The sequence below is a fragment of the Neorhizobium sp. T25_27 genome, assembly GCF_002968565.1.
In the GTDB taxonomy this organism is placed as follows: domain Bacteria; phylum Pseudomonadota; class Alphaproteobacteria; order Rhizobiales; family Rhizobiaceae; genus Neorhizobium; species Neorhizobium tomejilense.
On record NZ_PVBJ01000001.1, the window covers coordinates 853,733 to 877,432 of the forward strand.

Annotated in this window: 21 protein-coding genes; 10 read left to right on the forward strand and 11 right to left on the reverse strand. The window is 63.3% G+C overall.

The features are described from left to right. Positions 1–6 precede the first annotated feature (6 nt). The 6 genes from C5J24_RS04235 to C5J24_RS04260 all read left to right on the forward strand — a co-directional run bounded on the left by C5J24_RS04235 (position 7) and on the right by C5J24_RS04260 (position 6,939). Entirely contained in the window at positions 7–1,890 is a 1,884-nt protein-coding gene (locus tag C5J24_RS04235; RefSeq protein ID WP_105415817.1) for a peptidylprolyl isomerase, read from the forward strand. A gap of 19 nt (positions 1,891–1,909) precedes the next feature. Beyond that, the gene (gene trpD, locus C5J24_RS04240) at positions 1,910–2,926 is read left to right on the forward strand and encodes an anthranilate phosphoribosyltransferase (RefSeq protein WP_105415819.1); all 1,017 of its coding nucleotides are present in this window, start codon (positions 1,910–1,912) and stop codon (positions 2,924–2,926) included. A gap of 4 nt (positions 2,927–2,930) precedes the next feature. Continuing rightward, positions 2,931–3,746 carry an indole-3-glycerol phosphate synthase TrpC gene (trpC, locus tag C5J24_RS04245; RefSeq protein WP_105415821.1) on the forward strand — a complete coding sequence of 272 codons (816 nt, stop codon included), beginning with the start codon at positions 2,931–2,933 and terminating at the stop codon, positions 3,744–3,746. Continuing rightward, positions 3,746–4,225, forward strand: a complete 480-nt coding sequence (moaC, locus tag C5J24_RS04250; protein ID WP_105415823.1) for a cyclic pyranopterin monophosphate synthase MoaC — start codon at positions 3,746–3,748, stop codon at positions 4,223–4,225. Before trpC ends, moaC begins: the two co-directional genes overlap by 1 nt. Before the next feature lie 3 nt (positions 4,226–4,228). Then, the gene (glp, locus tag C5J24_RS04255; protein ID WP_105415825.1) at positions 4,229–5,443 is read left to right on the forward strand and encodes a gephyrin-like molybdotransferase Glp; all 1,215 of its coding nucleotides are present in this window, start codon (positions 4,229–4,231) and stop codon (positions 5,441–5,443) included. Between the two features lie 62 nt (positions 5,444–5,505). Continuing rightward, complete coding sequence (locus C5J24_RS04260) at positions 5,506–6,939, forward strand: deoxyribodipyrimidine photo-lyase (protein WP_105415827.1); 1,434 nt, start codon at positions 5,506–5,508, stop codon at positions 6,937–6,939. Positions 6,940–6,963: 24 nt separating this feature from the next. On the opposite strand, the gene C5J24_RS04265 is transcribed toward C5J24_RS04260, so the two are convergent. Further along, the gene (locus C5J24_RS04265; RefSeq protein ID WP_245446510.1) at positions 6,964–7,374 is read right to left on the reverse strand and encodes a VOC family protein; all 411 of its coding nucleotides are present in this window, start codon (positions 7,372–7,374) and stop codon (positions 6,964–6,966) included. A gap of 113 nt (positions 7,375–7,487) precedes the next feature. Next, the gene (locus C5J24_RS04270; RefSeq protein WP_105416640.1) at positions 7,488–8,630 is read right to left on the reverse strand and encodes a citrate synthase; all 1,143 of its coding nucleotides are present in this window, start codon (positions 8,628–8,630) and stop codon (positions 7,488–7,490) included. 79 nt (positions 8,631–8,709) lie between these two features. On the opposite strand from C5J24_RS04270, the gene C5J24_RS04275 reads away from it, so the two are divergent. Next, positions 8,710–9,801, forward strand: coding sequence for a citrate synthase/methylcitrate synthase (locus C5J24_RS04275; protein WP_105404848.1), 1,092 nt, complete (start codon positions 8,710–8,712; stop codon positions 9,799–9,801). Between the two features lie 7 nt (positions 9,802–9,808). On the opposite strand, the gene C5J24_RS04280 is transcribed toward C5J24_RS04275, so the two are convergent. The 5 genes from C5J24_RS04280 to C5J24_RS04300 all read right to left on the reverse strand — a co-directional run bounded on the left by C5J24_RS04280 (position 9,809) and on the right by C5J24_RS04300 (position 14,845). After that, positions 9,809–10,579, reverse strand: a complete 771-nt coding sequence (locus C5J24_RS04280) for an SDR family oxidoreductase (RefSeq protein WP_105415830.1) — start codon at positions 10,577–10,579, stop codon at positions 9,809–9,811. Between the two features lie 135 nt (positions 10,580–10,714). Beyond that, positions 10,715–12,343 carry a CTP synthase gene (locus tag C5J24_RS04285; RefSeq protein ID WP_172723839.1) on the reverse strand — a complete coding sequence of 543 codons (1,629 nt, stop codon included), beginning with the start codon at positions 12,341–12,343 and terminating at the stop codon, positions 10,715–10,717. Positions 12,344–12,478: 135 nt separating this feature from the next. Then, positions 12,479–12,949, reverse strand: a complete 471-nt coding sequence (gene secG / locus C5J24_RS04290) for a preprotein translocase subunit SecG (RefSeq protein ID WP_038543050.1) — start codon at positions 12,947–12,949, stop codon at positions 12,479–12,481. 96 nt (positions 12,950–13,045) lie between these two features. After that, positions 13,046–13,816: a triose-phosphate isomerase gene (gene tpiA / locus C5J24_RS04295; RefSeq protein ID WP_105415832.1), complete on the reverse strand. Its 771-nt coding sequence runs from the start codon at positions 13,814–13,816 to the stop codon at positions 13,046–13,048. A 144-nt stretch (positions 13,817–13,960) separates the two neighbouring features. Continuing rightward, positions 13,961–14,845 (reverse strand): alpha/beta hydrolase, encoded by an 885-nt coding sequence (locus C5J24_RS04300; RefSeq protein WP_172723840.1) that lies wholly within the window; start codon positions 14,843–14,845, stop codon positions 13,961–13,963. Between the two features lie 195 nt (positions 14,846–15,040). Between C5J24_RS04300 and parE the strand changes: the two genes are divergently transcribed. Next, on the forward strand, positions 15,041–17,092 hold the full coding sequence (gene parE / locus C5J24_RS04305; RefSeq protein ID WP_105415836.1) for a DNA topoisomerase IV subunit B: 2,052 nt from the start codon (positions 15,041–15,043) through the stop codon (positions 17,090–17,092). A 157-nt stretch (positions 17,093–17,249) separates the two neighbouring features. On the opposite strand, the gene C5J24_RS04310 is transcribed toward parE, so the two are convergent. Both C5J24_RS04310 and C5J24_RS04315 read right to left on the reverse strand, forming a co-directional pair. After that, a complete protein-coding gene (locus C5J24_RS04310) occupies positions 17,250–17,504 on the reverse strand; it encodes a DoxX family protein (protein ID WP_105415838.1) in 255 nt (84 codons plus the stop codon). A gap of 5 nt (positions 17,505–17,509) precedes the next feature. After that, the gene (locus C5J24_RS04315; protein ID WP_105415840.1) at positions 17,510–20,059 is read right to left on the reverse strand and encodes an HWE histidine kinase domain-containing protein; all 2,550 of its coding nucleotides are present in this window, start codon (positions 20,057–20,059) and stop codon (positions 17,510–17,512) included. Between the two features lie 224 nt (positions 20,060–20,283). Between C5J24_RS04315 and C5J24_RS04320 the strand changes: the two genes are divergently transcribed. Then, the gene (locus tag C5J24_RS04320; protein ID WP_245441314.1) at positions 20,284–21,531 is read left to right on the forward strand and encodes an AI-2E family transporter; all 1,248 of its coding nucleotides are present in this window, start codon (positions 20,284–20,286) and stop codon (positions 21,529–21,531) included. On the opposite strand, the gene C5J24_RS04325 is transcribed toward C5J24_RS04320, so the two are convergent. Further along, positions 21,509–21,967, reverse strand: coding sequence for a GNAT family N-acetyltransferase (locus tag C5J24_RS04325; RefSeq protein ID WP_105415842.1), 459 nt, complete (start codon positions 21,965–21,967; stop codon positions 21,509–21,511). The two genes, C5J24_RS04320 and C5J24_RS04325, sit on opposite strands and share 23 nt — an antisense overlap. A 120-nt stretch (positions 21,968–22,087) precedes the next feature. Between C5J24_RS04325 and C5J24_RS04330 the strand changes: the two genes are divergently transcribed. After that, positions 22,088–22,531 (forward strand): hypothetical protein, encoded by a 444-nt coding sequence (locus tag C5J24_RS04330; RefSeq protein WP_105415844.1) that lies wholly within the window; start codon positions 22,088–22,090, stop codon positions 22,529–22,531. Between the two features lie 8 nt (positions 22,532–22,539). Here the strand turns inward: C5J24_RS04330 and C5J24_RS04335 are convergent, their stop codons facing one another. Next, entirely contained in the window at positions 22,540–23,667 is a 1,128-nt protein-coding gene (locus tag C5J24_RS04335) for a DUF2336 domain-containing protein (RefSeq protein WP_105415846.1), read from the reverse strand. Positions 23,668–23,700: the final 33 nt, after the last annotated feature.

Below are 23,700 nucleotides of genomic sequence, written 5' to 3' on the forward strand. Positions count from 1 at the left end.
TGATAAATGCTTGATTCCCTCAGAAACGCCGCCCGCTCCTGGGTTGCCAAGTCGCTTCTCCTGCTTCTGGTTGCCTCGTTTGCCGTCTGGGGTGCTTCTCAGTCGTTGGTGACGACCGGCGGCAACACGGTGATGACCGTCGGGGACCAGCAGATTTCGAGCGAGGAATTCCGCCTCGCCTACCAGCGGCAGATCGCCAATCTCAGCCGCCAGTTCGGGACACAGCTGACGGCCGAGCAGGCCCGCGCCTTCGGCATCCAGAACGAGGTGTTCACGCAGCTCGCAGCCGGCGCCGCGCTCGATCAGCTTTCCGACGACATGAACCTCGGCCTTTCGGAGGACCGCCTCGCCAACCTGATCGCCGAGGACCCGGCCTTCAAGGGCGTCAACGGCCAGTTCGACCGCAACCTCTTCACCTCTCGCCTGCGCAATGCCGGCATTCGGGAGGACGACTACATCAAGGAGCGCAGCAAGGTCGCGGTCCGCAGTCAGATCGTCGAGGCAGTTTCGGATGGCTTCCAGCCGCCGAAAGTGCTGGTCGATGCCTTGAAGAGCTATCGTGACGAAACCCGCACGATCGACTACATCCTGCTCTCCAACGCCAATATCGATCCAGTGAAGGCACCGGCAAACGATGTACTCGCCGCCTGGTTCGAGGGCGTGAAGACCCGTTACCGCGCACCCGAATACCGCACTTTCACCTATGTGAAGCTGCAGCCGGGCGACATCGCCGACGCATCTTCGATTACCGACGAAGCGGCGCGCGCCGAATATGACAAGCGCAAGGACAGCTTCAAGACGCACGAAACCCGCACGATCGAGCAGCTCCCCTTCCCCAACAAGGAAATGGCGCAGGCGGCCGCGACGCAGCTGAAGGACGGTACCGCCACTTTCGACCAGATCATCAAGGATCAGGGCAAGACGGCGACGGACGTTCTGCTCGGCGATTTCACCAGGGAGAACGTGCCTGATCCGGCCTTTGCCGATCCGGCCTTCAAGGTTGCTGCCAGCGGCGGGACGACGCCGGTCATCGACGGCACCTTCGGCCCGGTCATCCTGCGCGTCACCAATATCCGCCCGGAGACGACGCGTTCGTTCGACGAGGTCAAGGAAGACATCCGCAAGCGGCTTGCCGTCTCTTCCGCGTCGCAGGAAGTTTTGAGCGTTCACGACCGTTTCGAGGACATGCGCAGCGGCGGCACCCCGCTCGAGGAGACTGCCAACGCGCTCAACCTCAAGGCCGTCACCGTGACATCCGATGCCTCCGGCCGCGACGAGAAGGAGCAGCGCATCACCGAACTGCCGGCTTCCACCGCGCTGCTCGGCGATGTATTCCGGACCGAGCCCGGCGCCGACACCATTCCGGTCAACCTCGGCAATGACGGTTATGTCTGGTTCGAGGTGCGCAACATCGTGCCCGAGCGCGACCGCCCGCTCGCCGATGTGCGCGAAAAGGCCGTCGCCGACTGGACCGCCGAACAGCAGCGCCAGGCGCTCACCGCCCGCGCGACGGAGCTCAAGAGCCGCCTCGACAAGGGCGAGACGCTTGCAGCCATCGCCACCGAACTTGGCGTAGCGGTCGAAAACAAGCAGGGCCTGCGCCGTGGCGCCGAGGACGCGATCTTCGGCAACGAGGCGATTTCGGCGGCCTTCTCCGGCCCGGTCAACAAGACTGCGACCGCGATCGGTTCCGACGGTGAAAGCCGCCTTCTGATGAAGGTGGCCGCCGTGGACCAGGCGACGACGGATGCGGTTTCCGGCGACCAGCAGCTGCAGCAGATGGCGAACGCTGCCGGTGACGACATGCTCGATCAGATGGTCAACAGTCTGAAGACAAGCTACGGCGTGTCCGTCAACCAGACCGTCGTCGATCAGGCCATGCTGCAGTAAACCAGAGGGACGGCCGACCATGCCTGAGCTGAAACCCCTGCTTGCCAAGATTGCCAATGGCGAGAGCCTCAGTCACGAAGAGGCGCGAGGCGCTTTCGACATCCTGATGTCCGGCGAGGCGACGCCCTCTCAGATCGGCGGCTTCCTGATGGCGCTGCGCGTGCGCGGCGAGACGGTTGCCGAGATCACCGGCGCGGTCGAAACCATGCGATCGAAGATGCTGCCCGTCTCCGGCCCTGCCGACGCCATCGACATCGTCGGCACCGGCGGCGACGGCCTCGGCACCTACAATATCTCGACGCTTGCCTCCCTGATCGTCGCCGGCTGTGGCGTCCCGGTCGCCAAGCACGGCAACCGGGCGCTGAGTTCGAAATCCGGCACTGCCGATACGCTGTCGGTTCTGGGCGTCAACCTGGAGATCGGGCCCGACCAGATCTCCCGCTGCATCACGCAGGCCAGTATCGGCTTCATGTTCGCCTCGATGCATCACGCGGCGATGCGCCATGTGGGGCCGAGCCGCGTCGAACTCGGGACCCGCACGATCTTCAACCTGCTCGGCCCGCTTTCAAACCCTGCCGGCGCCAAACGCCAGCTTCTCGGCGTGTTCGCGCCGAAATGGCTGGGACCGATCGCCGAAGTCCTGCGCGATCTCGGTTCGGAGACAGTCTGGATCGTCCACGGGGACGGCATGGATGAGATCACTACCACGGGCATCACCCAGGTGACGGCGCTGGAAGACGGCAAGATCCGTTCTTTCGAACTGACGCCGATGGATTTCGGTGTTCAGCCCGCAACGCTGGACGAACTCAAGGGCGGCGACGGCGTGCACAACGCGGCCGCATTGCGCGCCGTGCTCGGTGGTGCCAAGAATGCGTATCGCGATATTTCGCTCTGCAATGCGGCTGCCTCGCTGGTCGTCGCCGGCAAGGCGGAAACGATCGCCGACGGCATGAGGCTTGCCACCCGTTCGCTGGATGGCGGTCAGGCAGCTGCCGCGCTCGACCGTCTGGTTGCCGTCTCGAACGAAAAGGATTGAGGTCATGACGGATATCCTCAAGAGGATCGAAGCCTACAAGCGCGAGGAAATCGCCGCTGCCAAGGCGAGCGTACCGCTTGCGGAGCTGAAGGCCCGCGCTGCGGACCAGCCCTCCCCGCGCGGCTTTCATCGCGCACTGAAGGCCAGGCAGGATAGCGGTGTCTTCGGGCTGATCGCCGAGATCAAGAAGGCAAGTCCGTCCAAGGGCCTCATCCGCCCGGATTTCGATCCGCCGTCGCTTGCAGCAGCCTACGAAGCCGGTGGCGCCACCTGCCTCTCCGTCCTCACCGATGCGCCAAGCTTCCAGGGCGCGCCGGAATTCCTGAGCGCTGCCCGCAACGCCTGCTCGCTGCCGGCGCTGCGCAAGGATTTCATGTTCGAGACCTACCAGATCCACGAGGCGCGCGCCTGGGGCGCCGACTGCATCCTGCTGATCATGGCCTCGCTTTCCGACGACGAGGCGCGCGAGCTCTACGACGTTGCCGCCGAACTCGGCATGGACGCGCTGATCGAGGTGCATGACGAAGAGGAAACGGAGCGGGCGCTGAAACTCCCCTCGCCGCTGATCGGCATCAACAACCGCAATCTGCGCACCTTCGAACTCAATCTCGAAACGAGCGAGCGGTTGGCGCCGATGGTGCCGGCCGACCGGCTGCTGGTCGGCGAAAGCGGTATCTTCACCCATGAGGACTGCCAGCGCCTGAAAAAGGTCGGCATCAACACCTTCCTCGTCGGCGAAAGCCTGATGCGCAAGGACGACGTGGCCGCCGCCACTCGCCTTCTCCTGACCGGCGAGGCTGCGGCCCAGGCGGCGGAATAATGGCTGGCCTCACCCATATCGGCGCTTCCGGCGAGGCGCATATGGTCGATGTCGGCGACAAGGCCGAAACCAGCCGCTCCGCGACCGCCGAAGGTTATGTCCGCATGCTGCCGGAAACGCTGGCAACGATCCGCGAGGGCAATGCCAAGAAGGGCGACGTGATCGGAACGGCGCGGCTGGCCGGCATCATGGCCGCCAAGAAGACCTCGGATCTCATCCCGCTCTGCCACCCCCTGATGCTGACCAAGGTGGTCGTGGATATCACCGAGGACGAGCAGCTTCCGGGCCTTCGGGTGACCGCAACCGCCAAACTCACCGGCAAGACCGGCGTCGAGATGGAAGCGCTGACGGCCGCCTCGGTCGCCTGCCTGACGATCTACGACATGGCGAAGGCCGTCGACCGGGCCATGGAGATCGGCGGCATCCGCCTTCTCGAAAAGACCGGCGGCAAGTCCGGAACCTATCGCGCAGAGGACTGAGAAATGGCGTTGCTGCCTGTTTCCGAAGCGAAGAACCGCCTGCTCGGCAAAGCCAATCCGATCGGCACGATGGAGACGGTCGCTCTTGGCGACGCAAACGGCCGCCTCCTTGCGACGGACCTCGTTGCCCGCCTCACCCAGCCTCCCTTCGACGCGTCTGCCATGGATGGCTATGCGCTCAAGGCTTCCGACGCACCGGCGATCGGGACCGAACTGACCGTAATCGGTACCGCCGCCGCCGGCCACGCCTTCGAAGGCACGGTCGGCAAGGGTGAGACTGCGCGCATCTTCACCGGTGCGCCCCTGCCGGAAGGTGCCGATTCCATTCTCATCCAGGAGGATGCCGAAAAGCTCGAAAGCAACCGCATCCGCACCAGGTTCGATGTCATCAAAGGCCGGCACGTGCGCCCTCGCGGCCAGGATTTCGCCGAGGGCGAAACCGTGCTCCCGGCCGGCACGCTCATCGACTTCTCGCATCTGACGGTCGCTGCGGCCATGAACCACCCGGAGCTTTCCGTCTATCGCCGCCCCCGCGTCGCAGTCCTGGCGACGGGAGATGAGCTCGTCCCGCCCGGCGTCACGCCCGGGAGCGCGCAGATCATAGCCTCCAACACCTTCGGCGTTTCCGCCCTGGTGCGCGACAATGGCGGCGAAGTCCTCGATCTCGGCATTGTCCGGGACCGGCCTGAGGATATCACCGCGGCCATCGACAAGGCCCGTGCGGCCAAGGCCGACGTGCTGGTGACCCTCGGCGGCGCCTCGGTCGGTGATCATGACCTGGTGCAATCGACGCTGAAAGCGGCCGGCATGGAACTGGATTTCTGGCGCATCGCCATGCGGCCGGGCAAGCCGCTGATGGTTGGCGCACTGGGCGAAATGCGGGTTCTCGGCCTGCCCGGCAATCCGGTGGCGAGCCTGGTCACCAGCCTGCTCTTCCTCGAACCGCTGATCCGCAAGCTCGCGCACCTGCCGGAAAAACGCAGGGAGGTGCAGGGCGTCGCGGCAAGCAAACTGGCCGCCAACGACCAGCGCCAGGATTATCTGCGCGCCAGGCTGACGAGAGACCGCGACGGCAATCTCGTCGCCGAGGCCTTCGCGAAGCAGGATTCGTCGATGATGAAGATTTTTGCCCATTCCGACGGCCTCATCATCCGTCCGGCGCACGCGCCGGAGCTGCCGGCCGGCGCGCCCTGCCCGATCCTGCTGATCCGCCCTTGAGGTGACCCGAACCTTCTCGAAGTCCGTACCTTCGGGCGGCAATGCCCTGAACGGAGAAGACTGTGCCTCACGAAAAACCGGTCCCCGCCATCCTCTGGTTTCGCAAGGATCTGCGCCTCGACGACAATCCGGCGCTGCACGCGGCGATCGAGGCCGGCGGCCCGGTCATCCCGGTTTATATCCGAGAGCCGGCACACCTGAACGTCGGGCCGCTCGGTGCCGCGCAGGCCTGGTGGCTGCACCATTCGCTTACAGCACTCCAGGCATCGCTGAAGTCTCTGGGCAGTGACCTCATCCTTGTCTCCGGCAAGGCCGAGGATGTGCTCGCCGGTCTCGCCCGCAAGACCGGCGCGGAAACCGTCTTCGTCAACCGCGCCTATGAGCGGACGTTTTTTGATCGCGACATTGCCATCGCGTTGAAGAAGCAGAACATTGCTATCAGAGCCTTTCACGGCCAACTCCTGCACGAGCCGAAGTCCATCCGCACCGGTGCGGGAAACGCCTTCAAGGTGTTTACGCCATTCTGGAATGCGCTCCAGAAGGCGGGCGAGTCGCACGAGCCCATCGACGCGCCGACGAAAATCCCCTCGCCCGAGCCTCCGCCACCATCCGAGAACCTCGATCACTGGGCCTTGCTGCCGACGAAACCCGATTGGGCCGCGGAGTTCGGAAAAACGTGGGCATCCGGCGAAGCAGGCGCACAGGAAAAACTGGGCGACCTCATCGATCGCGAGCTGCACGACTACAAGCGGGGCCGCGATCTGCCGTCGATCGATGCAACATCCCTCCTGTCGCCTCACTTGGCGCATGGCGAAATCTCGCCGGCTCGGATCTGGCATGCTGTGCGGGGCCTGCCCTCTAAAGCGTCGGAGGATGTCGCCCATTTCCGGCGCGAACTCGCCTGGCGGGACTTCTGCTACAATCTGCTCATCGAATTCCCTGAGCTTCACGACAAGAACTGGGACGACAGGTTCGACCGCTTCAAATGGGGATACGACCCGGGGGAGTTCCGCGCCTGGACGATGGGCATGACCGGCTATCCGATCGTCGATGCCGGCATGCGCCAGCTCTGGCGTACCGGCTTCATGCACAATCGTGTGCGCATGATCGCCGCGTCTTTCCTGATCAAGGACCTGATGATCGACTGGCGCCGCGGGGAGAGATGGTTTCGCGAAACGTTGGTTGATGCCGACCCCGCGAACAATTCGGCCAACTGGCAATGGGTGGCGGGCTCCGGTGCCGATGCATCGCCGTTTTTCCGGATCTTCAACCCCGTCCTGCAGGGTGAGAAATTCGATCCGGGTGGCGATTACGTCCGGGAATATCTACCGGAATTGGCAAGACTGGATCGCAAATACGTCCACAAGCCCTTCGAAGCGCCGGAGCGTGTCCTGGAACAGGCGGGCATCGAACTCGGCAAGACCTATCCGAAGCCGATCGTCGATCACGGTTTTGCCCGCGACCGGGCACTTGCTGCCTATCGCGACATCCGTTGATCGAACCTAACGGCCGCAATGAGACTATTCCTCGTCCTGCTCCCGCTCGCGCTCGGTCAGCACCCAGACATGACCGGCCGGATCGAAGATCGACGCCACCTGGCGACCATTCATGTCCGTCTGGATCCTGTCACGCATCATGCCGCCGAATTGGAACGCAGCCTCGACGACGCTTTCGACATCCGGCACCGTCAGCTGGAAGATCGTGCTGACGGCGCCGTCGTTTTTCGGATGATAAGGCCCCTGATAGGAAGGTGCTGATTCCCTTTCCGGATCCGATCCGCAGACGACGATGCCGATCGGTCCGAGCTGCAGCTCGATCATCGTCAGGCGGAGCATCTCATAGGAATTCGTTTCCGTGGCGCCGAAGACGTTCTTGTAGAACTCGGCCGTGTCGCGTTCGCGCCCCTGTGCCACGAACAGGCTCAAACTCAAGCTGAAATTACTACCCAACATCGTCCATGCTCACCCGTGATTCCCCGGCAGGATAAAGGAGTTATTGTGGTGGTGTCATGTCAGCCGTGGAGGCCTCCGGCCTTTAACGGACGCTATGCACCGGATTCGCCGCCGGGGCCTGTATAACGCGCCCGTGGACGGATCAGGTGTCCGCTCTCGACCTGCTCCATGGCATGCGCCAGCCAGCCGGCGGTGCGCGAAAGCGCGAAGATGACGAGCGGCGCGTCTTCAGGGAGCTTGAAGGTCGCAGCAAGCGATGCCAGTGCGAAATCGATGTTGATCGGCTCGCCGAGCAGTTCCTCCCCCGCTTCGGCGAGCGTGACGTAGAGCGGTGGCGCTTCGAAGCTCGCCATCAGCGCCCGTGCCCGCGGATCGCCATGCGGATAGAGCCGGTGGCCGAAAGGCCGGACGACGCCTTCCGAGGACAGCATGCTGCGGATCGCCTCCCGCACGCCGACCGAAGCCGCCTTTTCCGCGAGCACCGTGACGCTGGTCCAGGCGCCGCCATGCCGCGGGCCTGTCAGCGTCGCAAGGCCGGAAAGCGCCGCAGCGGAGAGTGCGGCGCCCGACGACGCCGTCACGCGCGCCGCGAAGGCGGAAACGTTGAGTTCATGTTCGGCCGCCAGCACCAGTGCCCTGCGGATCGGCTCGGCCGCATCGGGCCGCTGCCAGCCGAGCGCCAGCCGCTCATGCAGGGGCAGCGGTTCCGGCCACGGCGCAAGCGCCATGGCGACGGTGGATAGCACGTCGGCTGCTTCCGCGCGCAGGATGGAGGGTTTTCGCCGCAGCGCCGGCAGGTCGCTCATCACCCGGGCGGCAAGCCCGGCAAAGGCCGCAGCCATACGGTTGGCGCCGCTTTGCCCTGCCCCGCCTGCGGTGACGCGCACGCTTTCCGTATCCCAGAGGAGTGCGGCGACCTCTTCCAGCGTCGCATGTTCGCAGAATTCGACGGCATCGCGGCCGCGATAGAAAAGCCGCTCGCTGGAAATCGTCGAGATTGTCGTCGGCAGGACCGGGTCGCCCCAGCGGATCGCGTCCGCTGCCACCGCCGCCGATTGTCGCCGCCCGGCATGCCGTTCCGAAAGGCGCTTGACGTCGTCGGCTTGATAGAGGCTGCGGCGCGGATCGGCAGGATCCGCCTTGGCGCGGATGCGGCCGCGGCTGACATTGGCATAAAGCGTCTGCGGTTTGGTCCCGAGGCGGGAGAGAGCTTCTTCGGCGGTGATCCAGAGCATGTTCATATTGATCGATTACATCAAGATTGACGTCAATAAGACTAGGTCGGATCATCACCTTCGTAAAGGAGAAACACTCATGAAAAACAACGGACTTGAAGATGTCATCGCCGCCGAGACTCGGCTTTCGGACGTGGACGGAGAAGCGGGCCGCCTCGTCATTCGCGGCGTATCTCTCGACCTGCTTGTCGAGCGCGCGACCTATGAAGACGCTGCAGCGCTGCTCCTCGATGGCTTCCTGGAACGTCCCGTCACCGCGGCCGATCTCAAGGCCCGCCTCGGCCAGGCCCGCGCCGAAGTTTTTGCGCATGTGCGCGCCGCAGATGCCGCACTTCTGAACCTGCCGCCTGTCGATGCCATGCGCGCCCTGATCGGGCGGTTGCCGGACGGCGAGGATTTCGAGACGACGCTTCGACTGCTGGCCGCTCCCGCCGTCTTCCTGCCGGCCGTGCTGAGGCTGCAGAAGGGAGAGATGCCGGTGGCGCCCACCCCGTCGCTTTCCCAGTCCGCCGATATCCTCGCCATGCTGAACGCCAGCCTGCCGACGCGTGAACAGGTCGCAGCGCTGGACGCCTATCTGGTGACGATCGCGGATCACGGTCTCAACGCCTCGACCTTCGCCTCGCGCGTCGTCGCCTCAACCGGCGCTGGCCTCACGTCATCGGTGCTGGCTGCCATCAGCGCGCTCAAGGGGCCGTTGCATGGAGGGGCGCCGGGACCGGTGCTCGACATGCTGGATGCGATCGGCAGCGACGACAACGCCAGGACCTGGCTCGGCCAGGCGCTCGATCGCCGCGAGCGGCTGATGGGGTTCGGGCACCGCATCTACCGCGTCCGCGATCCCCGCGCCGATGCGCTGAAAGGCGCATTGGCGCCCTTGGTCATGACCGGACAGGTGGACCCCGACCGCATACGGCTCGCCGAAGCCGTCGAGCAGGCGGCGCTCGCCATCCTCAGGGAGCGCAAGCCGGACCGGCCGCTCGACGTCAATGTCGAGTTTTACACGGCCCTGCTCCTCGATGCGCTGAAATTTCCGCGGGCTGCCTTCACCGGCGTCTTTGCGATCGGCCGCACGGTCGGCTGGATCGCCCATGCCCGTGAACAGGCGCTGGAAGGTCGGCTGATCCGGCCCCGCTCGGTCTATGTCGGCCCCCTGCCCCAGGCGGCATGACTGGCGATCACATCTGGATGGACATGCCGCCGTCGACGGTCAGCACATGGCCATTGACGAAGGAGCCGGCGTCGCTTGCCAGGAACAGCGCGGCGCCGGCGATCTCTTCGGGCCGGCCCCAGCGCTGCAGCGGCACGCGCTGGCGCATGAATGCGATCATGTCGGGTTCCGCGGAAATCGCCGCATTGGTCTCGGTGGCGAACATGCCGGGCGCAATCGCATTACTAGTGACGCCGAATGGACCGTATTCGACTGCCAGGCTTCGCACCAGACCGGTCAGGCCCTGTTTGGCGACGGGATAGATGGCATCGCCCGAACGGGCCATGTTGCCGATGATCGACGTGACCGAGATGAGACGGCCATGGCCCTGAGCCTTCATGATATCAGCGGCCTTGCGGGACAGCGCGATTGCCGAGAGCAGGTCGGTCTGGATCAGGTTGAGGATTTCGGCATCGCTGAACGCTGCAAACGGGCGCCGGTCGCGGGCGCCGACATTGTTGACCAGGATATCCAGCCGGCCGTGATCTGTGTGGAGTTTTGCGATCGCCTCGCGTCCGGCATCGAGATCTGCGACGTCAAAGGCGGCAGCGCTCGCCTTGCCGCCCGCACCCTTGATGGAAGCCACTGCCTGTTCGAGCAGGTCGCCGGAGCGGCCGCTGAGCACCACATGCGCGCCGGCCTCCGCCAGAGCCTTGGCCATCTGCAGGCCGAGCCCTCGGCCGCTGCCGGTCACCAGCGCCACGCGCCCGATGAGGGAAAATCTGTCGAAAATGGCCATATCGCACCGCTGAAATGAAAAGAGCAATTCGGCGAAGCATAAGGGATGTTGAAGTATTCCCGCCAGTGCGAAAACAGAAGGTCTCCGCCTGACGGCAAAAAGGCAGGATGCGAGACCCTGCCTTTTTGAATTTGCTCAGACGAGGCGACTCTGTTCCAGGGCTGCTTCGATGAAGCTCGCAAACAGCGGATGCGGATCGAGCGGCCGGCTCTTCAGTTCCGGGTGGTACTGGACGCCGATGAACCACGGATGGTCCGGATATTCGATCGTCTCCGGCAGCACGCCATCCGGCGACATGCCCGAGAACACCAGGCCGCAGCTTTCCAGCCGGTCCTTGTAGTCGACATTCACCTCGTAACGGTGGCGGTGACGCTCGGAAATATCGGTCGAGCCATATATCTCCGCGATCTTGGTTTCCTTCTTGAGCGCCGCCTTGTAGGCGCCAAGGCGCATCGTGCCGCCGAGGTCACCGGCGGCCGAGCGGACTTCGAGCTCGTTGCCCTTGACCCATTCGGTCATCAGGCCGACTACCGGCTCCTTGGAAGGGCCGAATTCCGTCGACGATGCCTTCTCGATGCCGGCGAGATTGCGGGCAGCCTCGATGACGGCCATCTGCATGCCGAAGCAGATGCCGAAATACGGCACCTTGCGTTCGCGCGCGAAACGGGCCGCATTGATCTTGCCCTGCGAGCCGCGCTCGCCGAATCCGCCCGGTACCAGGATACCGTGAACCTTTTCGAGCCAAGGTGCCGGATCTTCCTTCTCGAAGATTTCCGACTCGATCCACTCAAGGTTGACCTTGACGTGGTTGGCGATGCCGCCGTGATGCAGCGCCTCGATCAGCGACTTGTAGGCGTCCTTGAGGCCCGTGTACTTGCCGACGATCGCGATCGTCACTTCGCCTTCCGGGGTGCGGATGCGGTTGCAGACCTCTTCCCAGGCGTCGAGGCGCGGCTTGGGGGCCGGTTCGATGCCGAAGGCGGCGAGCACCTCACTGTCGAGGCCTTCCTTGTGATAGGCCATCGGCACGTCGTAGATATTGGCGACGTCGAGCGCCTGGATGACCGCGGACGGGCGGACATTGCAGAACAGCGACAGCTTGCGGCGTTCGGCCTCCGGGATTTCCCGGTCGGCGCGCACCAGCAGGATGTCGGGGGCAATCCCCATCGCCTGCAGCTCCTTGACGGAATGCTGGGTCGGCTTGGTCTTCAATTCGCCGGCCGCCGGAATGAACGGCATCAGGGTCAGGTGGAGGTAGATCGCGGTGCCGCGCGGCAGGTCGTTGCCGAGCTGGCGGATCGCTTCCATGAACGGCATCGCCTCGATGTCGCCGACCGTACCGCCGATCTCGCAGATGACGAAATCATAGTCGTCATTGCCTTCGGTGACGAAATCCTTGATCTCGTTGGTCACGTGCGGGATCACCTGGACGGTCGCGCCGAGATAGTCGCCGCGGCGTTCCTTGTCGATGATGTTCTTGTAGATGCGACCCGTGGTGATGTTGTCGGTCTTCGTCGCCGAGCGCCCCGTGAAGCGCTCGTAGTGACCGAGATCGAGGTCGGTTTCCGCCCCGTCGTCGGTGACGAATACCTCGCCGTGCTGCGTCGGGCTCATCGTGCCCGGATCGACGTTGAGATAAGGATCGAGCTTCCTCAGCCGAACCCGGTAACCTCGTGCTTGTAACAAAGCTCCGAGTGCCGCGGCCGCAATTCCTTTTCCGAGGGAAGAAACCACGCCGCCAGTTATGAATACATATCGCGCCATGGGATTCACCGGATACCTTTTCATTGGTGATTCCGCCAGCCCAAATCGTCTGCTTTATAAAAACGGCTGTGGAATCTTCACAAAATAAAACCGGCAGGCTTTTGGCCTGCCGGAGCTTCAAACGTTGACCGAGCCTTATTGGCCGGTCGGAACACCCGTCGGCGCAGCCGGAGCGGCAGGCGCCGAACCGGTCGCTGGGGCCGCAGGAGCGGGCGTTGCAGGGGCAGCACCAGTCGCCGGGGCTGCCGGAGCGGATGCGCCGGAACCGGACGGAACGCCGTTGCCTGCCGGAGCGGGTGCGGGTGCCGGGCCGAGCTGGTCGAGAATGCCGCCGCCGGTGCCCTGCTGGCTCTGCGGGATGCGGTTCAGGATGTCGCTCGGACGGGATTCGTACCGCGCGAGGATGCCGAGCGCGAGCGAAGTGATGAAGAACAGCGTCGCGAGGATGGCGGTCGTGCGGGTCAGCGCATTGGCGGTGCCGCGTGCCGACATGAAGCCGGAGCCGCCGCCGATGCCGAGCCCGCCGCCTTCGGAGCGCTGGATCAGCACGACGCCGACAAGCGCCAGCACGATCATGAGATGAATAACGATCAGAACGGTCTGCATGAATTAAAGATCCCTGCCCCTCGACGAGGCAATAGAAGAAGATTGGCGGCTCTTTACATGAGGCTCGCGTGCATTCCAAGCCCTTATCAAAAAGCTTTAGGCCGTCAGTCCCTCATAGACCCGATAGATGGCGAGAAAGTCCTCGGCTTTCAAGCTCGCGCCGCCGATCAATGCGCCGTCGACATTCTCGACGCCCATCAACTCCCGGGCATTGCCCGGCTTGACCGAACCGCCGTAGAGGATGCGCATCTGTCTGCCTTCGTCGCCGAACCGCTGGACGAGTTCTGCCCGCATGAAGGCATGGGCGATTTCGATATCCTTGACGGTCGGCGTCAATCCAGTGCCGATCGCCCAGATCGGTTCATAGGCGACGACGGTGTTGGCAGCGTTTGCCGAGAGGGGCAGCGAGCCGAAAATCTGGCGTTTCAGGATGTCGAGGGTCTGGTATGCGTCGCGTTCGTCGCCGGTTTCGCCGATGCAGACGATCGCCGTCAGGTCGGCGGCATAGGCAGCCTCCGCCTTGGCGCGGACCAGATGATCGGTCTCCGCATGGTCGGCTCGGCGTTCGGAATGTCCGACGATCACGTAAGTGCCGAAGCAGTCGGCGATCATCTCCGCAGAAATATCGCCGGTATGGGCGCCGCATATGTTCTGGTGGCAATCCTGGCCGCCGATTTCGAGCGGGCTGTCGGTCGCCAAGGCGGTTGCGACATAGAGCAGCGTCGCCGGCGGGCAGATCAGCGTATCGACCTTTTCCGACAACGGTCCCATCACGCCATCGGCAATCGTCTTGATTTCGGTCAGGAACTCGCGGGTGCCGTTCATCTTCCAGTTTCCGGCAACGAGCGGGCGCACATCAGGCGTCATAGGCAAATATTTCCTCTCCGTTCGGTTCCGACCAGCAAAACCGAGGCCTCCGTCTATTCGGGAAACTGTTTTTAGACATATCCTGTGTGAATTGGTATGCAAAAGACAGGTTTTGGTTCAGGACCGTGGTTAACGATCGGCCTTTCAGTGTCCGGTCAGCAGAAAATTCAGGACCTTCCGCCAATCGACCATCCGGATCGGCGTGCCGTGGCTGCCCGTCGCAAACAGCGTGAACCGGGTCGGGTAGCCCGCCGCCTTCAGCTTGCGATAGACCGCTTCCTGATTCTCGGACTTGTAGACGCTGTCGCTGCCGCCATGCGCGAAATAAATGGGAAGCTTGCGCTTTGCCAAAAGCGATTTCGGCAATTCCGGGTCCGGCGGACCGCCGAGCTGGGCCATGCCCTTCAGATACCGGACGGCCTGCTCGTCGCGGCTGATGCCCTGGCATATAAACCCGCCCATCGACGCGCAGGCGAGGATCACCGGCCGTCCGGACGAACGGTCGAACGCGTAGCGGATCAGCGCGGCGATATCGGCAACCCCTTGGTCGTCGAACGAGGTGACGCTCGGTGAATAATAGGTGCCGCCATTGCCGGTAGCGAGGTTCTTCAGCCGGTTGAAATTGCCGCCGAACGTATAGTCGTTGACGCCGAGCCGACGGTCACCGCCGCGACCGTGGATGAAGATCACCGTGAAAGCGGAGCCGTCCGTCTGTCCCACCCTGGTGACATCGAGCCGGCGTCCGGCAAGGTTCAGCGTCTCGTTCTGCTGATGGCGCCTGACGCCCAGGGAAACATACTCGTCCTTGACGCGCCGTTCCGGCTCGCGGTCGCGGCCGTTGATGTCGCGCATTTCCTGGTAGTCGATCACCTCATAGGCGCCGCCGTCCAAGGATTTCAGCAGCGTCATCCGGGAAAAAAGTTCATCCTTGAAAGGCTTTATCGGCTCTTGCTGCGCTTGCGCTGAAGCTGCGGCAAGAGTTGAGAGGACAGCAAGAAACGTGCCGAAAATGAAATGAACTGTGGACATGCTTTGTTTCATCCGGTTCCTTCAGCCTCCCAAGCTTGCCATGGCCCGATCGGCGCAGCATTGGTGAAAAACGACCGTTTCCATGCGGCATCGCGAAAAAGCCGGGTTTCTGGCAGAATCGCGAGTGATTCGAAACAGCACGAGATGGGTATGGCTTCCTCTTCCGCACCCCGACAGGTAGTACCGACGCAGCCAATGGATGACAATAACGACCTTTTTGCCGATTTGCCGGTGACAGCCAAGGCGGTCGCCGCCGAACCCGCGCCCGCCCTCAAGGCAGAGCCCTCGACACCGCGCCCGGCGCCGACGACATTGTCCGGCGACGACTACGGCGCCTCCTCCATCCGTGTGCTCGAGGGCCTGGAGCCGGTCCGCATGCGTCCCGGCATGTATATCGGCGGCACCGACGAAAAGGCGATGCACCACCTCTTCGCCGAGGTCATCGACAATTCGATGGACGAAGCGGTTGCAGGCCATGCGGACTTCATCGACGTGCATCTCGATGCCGAGGGCTTCCTGACGGTCACCGACAACGGCCGCGGCATCCCTGTCGAGAATCACCCCCAGGTTCCGGGCAAATCGACGCTCGAAGTGATCATGACCAAGCTGCATGCGGGCGGTAAGTTCGACGGCAAGGCCTATGAGACCTCCGGTGGTCTGCACGGCGTCGGCGTTTCCGTCGTCAATGCACTCTCCGATCTTCTCGAGGTGGAAGTCGCCCGCAATCGAAAACTCTATCGCCAGCGTTTTTCGCGCGGCATGCCGCAGGGCGGCCTGGAGGAACTCGGCGACGTCCATAACCGGCGCGGCACCAGGGTGCGCTTCCATCCAGACCCGCAGATTTTCGGCGACCACGCGAAATTCGATGCCGGCCGCATCTTCCGCATGGCGCGCTCCAAGGCCTATCTGTTCGGCGGCGTCGAAATCCGCTGGAGCTGCGATCCGGGCATGGTTGCCGCCGGCGGCGACATTCCGGAAAAGGCGGTCTTCCACTTCCCCGGCGGCCTGAAGGATTATCTGTCCGCCACGCTCGGCAAGGATTTTACCGTCACCCGCGAAATCTTCGCCGGTCGCACCGAGAAGACCGGCGGCCACGGTGCGATGGAATGGGCGATCACCTGGTATGGCGGCGATCCGGAACTGCATTCCTATTGCAACACCATCCCGACGCCCGAGGGTGGGACGCATGAGGCGGGTCTGCGCATCGCGCTCACCAAGGGCCTCAAGAACTATGCAGACCTGACCCAGAACAAACGTGCGAAGGACATCACCACCGACGACGTGATGATCTCGGCGGTCGGCATGCTCTCGGTCTTCATCCGCGAGCCGGAATTCGTCGGCCAGACCAAGGACAAGCTTGCAACCGTCGAAGCCCAGCGCATCGTCGAAAACATCCTGCGCGACCCCTTCGACCACTACCTCGCGGGCAATCCGGCGGAGGCCGCGAAACTCCTCGAATGGGTGATCGAACGCGCCGAAGAGCGCCTGCGCCGCCGCAAGGAAAAGGAAGTCAACCGCAAGACGGCGGTGCGCAAGCTGCGCCTGCCCGGCAAGCTCGCCGATTGCTCGCAGAACACCGCCGAAGGTGCCGAACTCTTCATCGTCGAAGGTGACTCGGCAGGTGGCTCCGCCAAGCAGGGCCGCAACCGCGCCAACCAGGCCATTTTGCCCTTGCGCGGAAAAATCCTCAACGTCGGCAGCGCCAGCCGTGAAAAGCTGTCGGCCAACCAGCAGATCGCCGATCTCATCCAGGCGCTCGGCTGCGGCACCCGCACCAAATACCGCGAGGAAGACCTCCGCTACGAACGCATCATCATCATGACCGATGCCGATGTCGACGGCGCCCATATCGCTTCGCTGCTGATCACCTTCTTCTACCAGGAAATGCCGGAACTCATCCGCGGCAACCATCTCTATCTGGCGGTGCCGCCGCTCTACGTCCTGCGCCAGGGGGGCAAGACCGTCTATGCCCGCGACGACGCCCACCGGGCGGAGCTGATGGAAACGGTGTTCAAGGGCAAGAAGGTCGAAATCGGCCGCTTCAAAGGCCTCGGCGAGATGATGGCGGCGCAGCTGAAGGAAACGACGATGGATCCCGCCCATCGCACCCTGCTGCGCATCTCGATCGACGACGTGGATTTCGAAGGCACCCGCGAAGCCGTCGACAACCTGATGGGCACCAAGGCGGATGCCCGCTTCCGCTTCATCCAGGAGCGCGCGGCGTTTGCCGAAAACCTCGATATCTGAGCCGGATTTCCGGCTCCGACATTTTCAAAGGCCCATATTTTCAAAGAGCTTGGGCGGCCACGATCAGCAGGCCGCCGATCACGCCGATATTGGCGATCCAGCCATTGATCGCGCCGTCGCGCGGAAAGCCGTCCTTGTTCCAGAAGTCGAGCATTATCTACGAGGCGATGAGCGTGAAGGCGACAAGCCCAAGTGCCGCCCAGCCGGCGTAAAAACCGAAGATCACCATCAAGCCGGCAAACACCTCGAAGATGCTGCCGGTGATCAGAACTTGCCCCGGACGCGGTATGCCCCGCGCCGCTATCGGCACGGTCACCGCGGGAAGGATGAAGAAATGCCGGACGCCGGCCACCACGAAAAGACCCCCGATGAGCACGCGTCCGAAGACCATCAGGAATTCCGGTGTGGTCATGGAAGTCAACTCCGTTCGCCGAGCACCTTGGTAACGGCGCCGATCAACGCGGCCGCCTCATAAGGCTTGAGGACGACAGGCGCCGAAAAGCTTGCCGGGATGATCGACTTGTCGCTGTAGCCGGTCGCGAAAATGAACGGAATGTCCCGGCGGATCAGTTCCTCGGCGATCGGCAGCGATGTGCCGGAGCCGAGATTGACGTCGAGGATCGCGACGTCGAACCTGAACTCCTTGAGCTTGCGGAGCGCGTCGGCGACAGAGGGCGTCGTCGTCACCTTGTCGATGCCATGCTCGGCAAGCATCGCTTCCACGTCCGCGGCGATCAGCATCTGGTCCTCGACCAGCAGGAATTCGAGGTCCTGAAGCCGAAGCGTAGCCGTGTCATCGCTGACGGCGCTGCTGCTTTCCTCGGTTTCGACTTCCGCCAGCTCATCATCGCCGTGAATGTGTTTCGACGGCACCACGAAGCGCGCCCTCACCCCTTCGGGCGGATATTCGATCTTCGCCTCGCCCTCCAGTTCGTAAGGCACGCTGCGGGTGATCAGGACGCTGCCAAAGCCGGCGCGTGACGGGAGGTTTATCGGCGGCCCGCCGTTCTCGGTCCAGACGAGTTCGCAATCGTGGTTGGCAAGCCGCCGCCACTCGACATCCAGCCGTCCGCCATTGACGGAGAGCGAACCGTATTTTGCCGCATTGGTCGACATCTCGTGCAGGACCAGCGCCATCACCGAAAAGGCGCGGCTGTCGAGCCATATGCGCGGCCCCCTGAGCGTGACGTTGCGCGTTCCCTCCCTGTAGGGCTTCAGCTCCGCTTCCAGAAGATCGGACAGCACGCCGCCGTCGCCGCCGCGCACCACCTGGTCATGGGCGAAGGCAAGCGCCTGGATGCGCCCCTTGAGCGAGCCGACATAATCCTTGAGGCTGACGTCGGCATCGATCGAGTGCCCGACCAGCGCCTTGATCACCGCAAGGATGTTCTTGACCCGGTGGTTAAGCTCCTCGTTCAGCATTCGCTGGCGCACGTCCGCCTTGCCGCGTTCGTCGGCCAGCAACTCGTTGTGATGCAGGACCACCTCGACAAGCACGGCGCGGATCGCGTCGGCGATCTCGCGGTCGGCATCGGTCCAGGGCTGTGCCTGCTGATGCACCATCTCCTTCCAGATGGCAAAACTCTTGCGGGGCGTCAATCGATCGCCGAGCGGCCCCGCCTCGTAGGATTTTTCAGGATTGCCCGCCCAGTCGAGCGTCTGCACCTTTTCGCGGCGGAAGAAGAACAGGTAGTCGCGCGGCCTCTGCGAAAGCGGGATGGCCAGCAGGCCGCAGATCGTGTCCGGAGAAATGAGCAGCCCCGGCAGATCCAACGAGAGCTGAAAGCTGGACCAGATCCTGCCGCCCGAGGCACCGCCGACAAGTTCGGCAAGTTCTGCTATCAGGTTCTGCGGCGGCACGGCCCCATCGCCGGTCCAAACGCCGTCGAGCAACAGGCCGACGCCGTCGCAGGTCAGCATCCGGCTGAATTCTCCAAGCGAACTGCGCAGCAGGCCGGTGATGTCCGCATGGTGGGAAGCGGCCTGCAGGAAGCGGTCGAGCGACCGTCGCGCCTGGCCCGCGGTCTCCATGAGCTGCCGCTGTTTCAATGCGCTCAGATGCAGCGAGAAAAATTCGCCGAAGGTTTCCGCCGCCACCCGCTGCGGCATCGAGAGCACTTTCGGAGAATAGTGGTGGCAGGCGATCAGGCCCCAGAGTTCATTGTCCACCACGACCGAAATCGACATCGAAGCGGCGACGCCCATGTTGCGCAGATATTCGCAATGGACGGGCGAAACGCTGCGCAGGTGCGCGAAGGACAGATCGAGCGCCTCGCCGGTCTCGTCGGTTTCTGGCACGATCGGGATGCGCGGGTTGCTGGCGTCGGAAATCACCCGCACCGTGTTCTTGACGTAAAGCGCGCGGGCCTGTTTCGGGATGTCGCCTGCCGGGAAATACTGGCCCTTGAAGCTTTCGAGGTCGCGCCTCTTGTATTCGCTGACGACTTTTCCGGCGCCGTCCTCCTCGAAGCGATAGATCATCACCCGGTCGTAGCCGAGCATGGCATAGATCAGCCGTACCGAGCTTTCGATCAGCCGGTCGAGGCTGGCGACGTTGCGGATGCGGCTGATCAGCATGCGCGCCACTTCGAGCGGCTGGTCGGAATCGGTCGATGCCGGCTCGAACTCCAGGATCACCTTCGATTCGAAACGATGGATCGCGACGTCGAACGCGGCTCCCGAGGCAAATCTGAGACCATGCCGAAGCGCCGGTCGCGCCGGATTGTCGGAGGTGGCGAGCGCATTGCGCAATGTGTGCGCCGCCTCCCCGCCGACGATCTCCTCCAGCCGCCGGCCGTTGATGTCTCCCGTGATCGAAAGCATGTCCGCCACATTGGCGGAGTGTTGCACGATCTCCGCGCCAGCGGCGTCGCAGGCGATAAGGCATCCATGGGGTTGAATGCTGCCGGGGATATGGATCGGCTCTCGGTCGCAATTGCTAAGGTCGACCGCATCCCTGTGAGGCATGTTACAAGTCCCTGAAGACAGTCCGGCCAATACAATGGGGACAGCAGACGCTTCGGCATCCTTAAGGTTAGGAAAACGTCATCAAGAAGGTTTGCATCGTATTTCCGGCTCTGCCGGAAGGTGATTTCATATTTCTATCGCATCTGCCGTCTAGGGCAAGGAGTAAGCTTCCTTTTAATGGATGACGCATTAGTCTTGTACCAGCGGACCTCATAAGCCATATGATGGTGAAAACGAAAAAAGGAAATTCGGTGAGCGGAAATAACGATCGCAGAGGCCCGAAAGAGCCGCGCTGGCTTGGGCCGGTCGCACCGAGCAGGGTCGCGCTGATCCCGCCGATCTCCGCTGCTCGCTGGCTTCTCGTGCTCGTCGCCGCTGCCGGCATCTATTTCTTCCACGGATTCCTGGTTCCGGTTCTGGCCGCCCTGGTGATCGGCTTTGCCAGCTGGCCGCTTTATCGCGAGCTGCTGCGCCGGACCGGCGGCAACACCACCATCGGCGCCTCGCTCGCCATCATCTTCATTCTGACCTTCCTGATCGTGCCGATCGGCATCGCGATCTCCTATACGATCGGAGAAGTGCGCCAGTGGATCATCTGGGCGGCTGAAGTGAACCGTTTCGGCGCCCCGCCGCCCGCCTGGATCACCGGCCTTCCCTGGGTCGGCGAATGGCTGGGCATCCAGTGGGTCCAGCATGTCGGCTCGCCCGGTGCGGTCGGCGAACTCATCCAGATCGTCTCGGGCGCCAATATCGGCAATATCTACCGCGCCATCGTGGCGGCAGGCGACGGCGCCTTCCATCTGGTGCTGACGCTGCTCTTCATGCTGATCGCGCTGTTCTTCGTCTATCGCGACGGCGGCTCCTTCAGCGAGCAGATCGACCTTCTCGGCGAGCGCATCCTGCCGACCCGCTGGGAACGCATCTCGCGCATCGTTCCAAGAACGATCAGCTCCACCGTGACCGGTCAGACGCTGATTGCGATCGGCGAAGGTATCGTGCTCGGCATAGCCTACTGGATCGCCGGCGTCCCCTCGCCCGTCACGCTCGGCGTATTGACCGGCCTGATGGCGCTCATCCCCGGCGGCGCGCCGCTGTCTTTCACGCTGATCTCGTTTTATCTGGTCGCCAACGGCGCCTATGTCGCCGGCGGTGCACTTTTCCTCTGGGGCACGGTCGAACTCTTCATCGTCGACAAGACGCTGCGGCCGCGCCTGGTCGGCGGTCCGATCAAGCTTCCCTTCCTGCCAACATTCTTCGGACTCGTCGGCGGTGTCAGCACCATGGGTTTCCTCGGCCTGTTCATCGGCCCGGTCCTGATGGCGCTGCTCGTCTCGATCTGGCGCGAATGGATCCGGGAAGTGAAAATGGCCGATGTGACCGAGGTCGAATCGGCCGATCTGGCCAAAGGGCCGGCGACGTCCCCGGACCTTCCGCCCGATCTTCCCGTGGTCAGGAAAGTCTCTTCTCCATGAAGATGCTGAGCGGATCGGGCCGGTAGCTCGAGAACGGCCCGATCTCCGAAAAGCCGTAGGCGTGATAAAGTCCGATCGCCTGCGGTTGATGGATGCCCGTCTCCAGCCGGATCGCCGACAGGTGAAGCTCGCGGCCCCGTTCCAGGATCGCATCCATCAGCCGCCTGCCGAGTTTCAGCCCTCGCGCCGCCTCGTCGAGGAACATCCGTTTGATCTCCCCGGTGCCGTCACCCGCCTCGACCAGCGCACCGCAGCCCAAAATCCTATCTCCATCGCGCGCCACGAAGAAGGAGACGCCGGGACCTTCGAGTGTCGCGACGTCCACCATGTGATTGCTCTCGGTGGGATAGAGCGAGGCCGCATAGGCGTCGGAGAGTTCAAGAAGCTTCAGCACGCCCGTCTGGCGCGGCGGTTCGATCGCGATCGTGACGGTCATTTCTGCCTCCTCGAGCTTTGGTAAGAGAATGCCTTAGCGGATGCGGAATGCCTGCGAAACCTGCCTTGGTCGGGTCAAGATTGTCCGATCTAAGTCATCCACCACATTCCAGGGGACGACATGAATTCCGCACTGATTGTCATGACCATTCTCGGCTGCAACGACGCCGGAACGGACTGCCACTATATTGCCACCGCGGAAAATCGCTGGCCGAGCATCGAATTGTGCAATTCCGTGTCGGAGCAGCAGCTGTCGGGTTATGCCAACCAACCCTATCCGATGCTTATCGCCGTTTGCCAGAAGCCGGAAGCCGCAGAGATTGCCAATGCGCCGGTGCCGCGGGCTCGACCCGAGACGCCGCCGCCAGCACCAGCCGGACAGCCGACCGCGACGCTTGCTCAGGAACCGGTGACGCAGCAGGAGAAGGAAACGCTGGCTGGCCGCGCCATCCAGCGGGTCAAGACCGTGCTTCCGACCACCGAAGGGGTAAAAACGTTGATGACCAGCCCGGTGCGGCTGGTCGAGAACGGCTATTCCTGGGTCGCCAAGAAATTCGAGCGTTAAGCCGGCGGTTACGCCGCCAGCGACACTCCGGTTGCGTAGGACCGTGCGCTGAGCCGGACTTCCAGCCGATGCAGCTTCTCGATCATGTCGAGGAGGTCGGAGACCGGCGAAAGCTGCATGTCCGACCGCTGGAACTTTTCGAGCAGCAGGCCGGCGATATTGTCGAGCGCGCCGGTTGCCGCCGCCTTGCGCCAGAGGAAGACCGCTTCGACGAAGACGGCAGCGATATCCCGTCCGAGCCCCGAGGCTTCGAAAAGCGCCCGCACCGCATGCATACGCCCGGTCGCAAGGATTGCCCGCACGCGGCGGTCGTCGAGCCCGGAAAGCGATACCATCGCGCCTGCGAAGAAATCGACCTTGCCGCTGCAGAGCGCATGGATGAGAAAGGCGGGCGTCAGCCGTCCGGCCGTGCGCAAATGCTCGACCAAGCCGGGGATTTCCTCCTGCAGCACGGTGCCGGCAATGGCGACGGCCGCAGCCTCGCCTGCCTCGCGGGTCATGTGCTCGATCCGCGCCGGCGCCATGCTGGTCCGCACCAGTCCGGAGCCGGCAAGGGCTGCGGTAATGTGGTTGACGAGCATGTGGCGGGCGTCCGCAGGCAGCGCGTCGCGCTCCAGCAGCAGGTTGCGGATTTCGCAGCAATGCCCGAACCGCTCAGCGATCCGCCTGAGCGAAACGCGGGTGATCGATGCGGTCTCGTTTTCCAGCAGGATGGTGACTTCGCATTCGTCGCCGATCTCAGCGATCGCGGCTGCAACCCCGCGCGAAAGGTTCGGCCTTGCGGCGATCATTCCACGGGTCAGGCTGTCGCTGCGCCCGGCAAGATCGACAAGGTCGTTTTCGGTAAGTACGGGCGAACAGGCGATGACCGTGCAGGCGATCTCCGGCTGGTCTTCGGCAAGGCACACGATGACGGCCCGCGGCGCATTGGGAGAGTCCGCCAGAGCCTCCGCGAGCGCCAGGCGCACGTGCGGCGATGGATCGTCGAGGAGATAGGTCATGGCAAGGCCCGCGGCGCGATGCTGCTCACCGCCCATGGGCGAGTGGAGATAGGCCCGGCCGAGAGCATTGGCCGCCTTCGCCTTCTCGCCTGTTCTTGCCGTTTCTGCCCAACGAAGAAATGCCTGTACGATCACACTCGGCCTCGACTACACATGCCAGTTCGGATC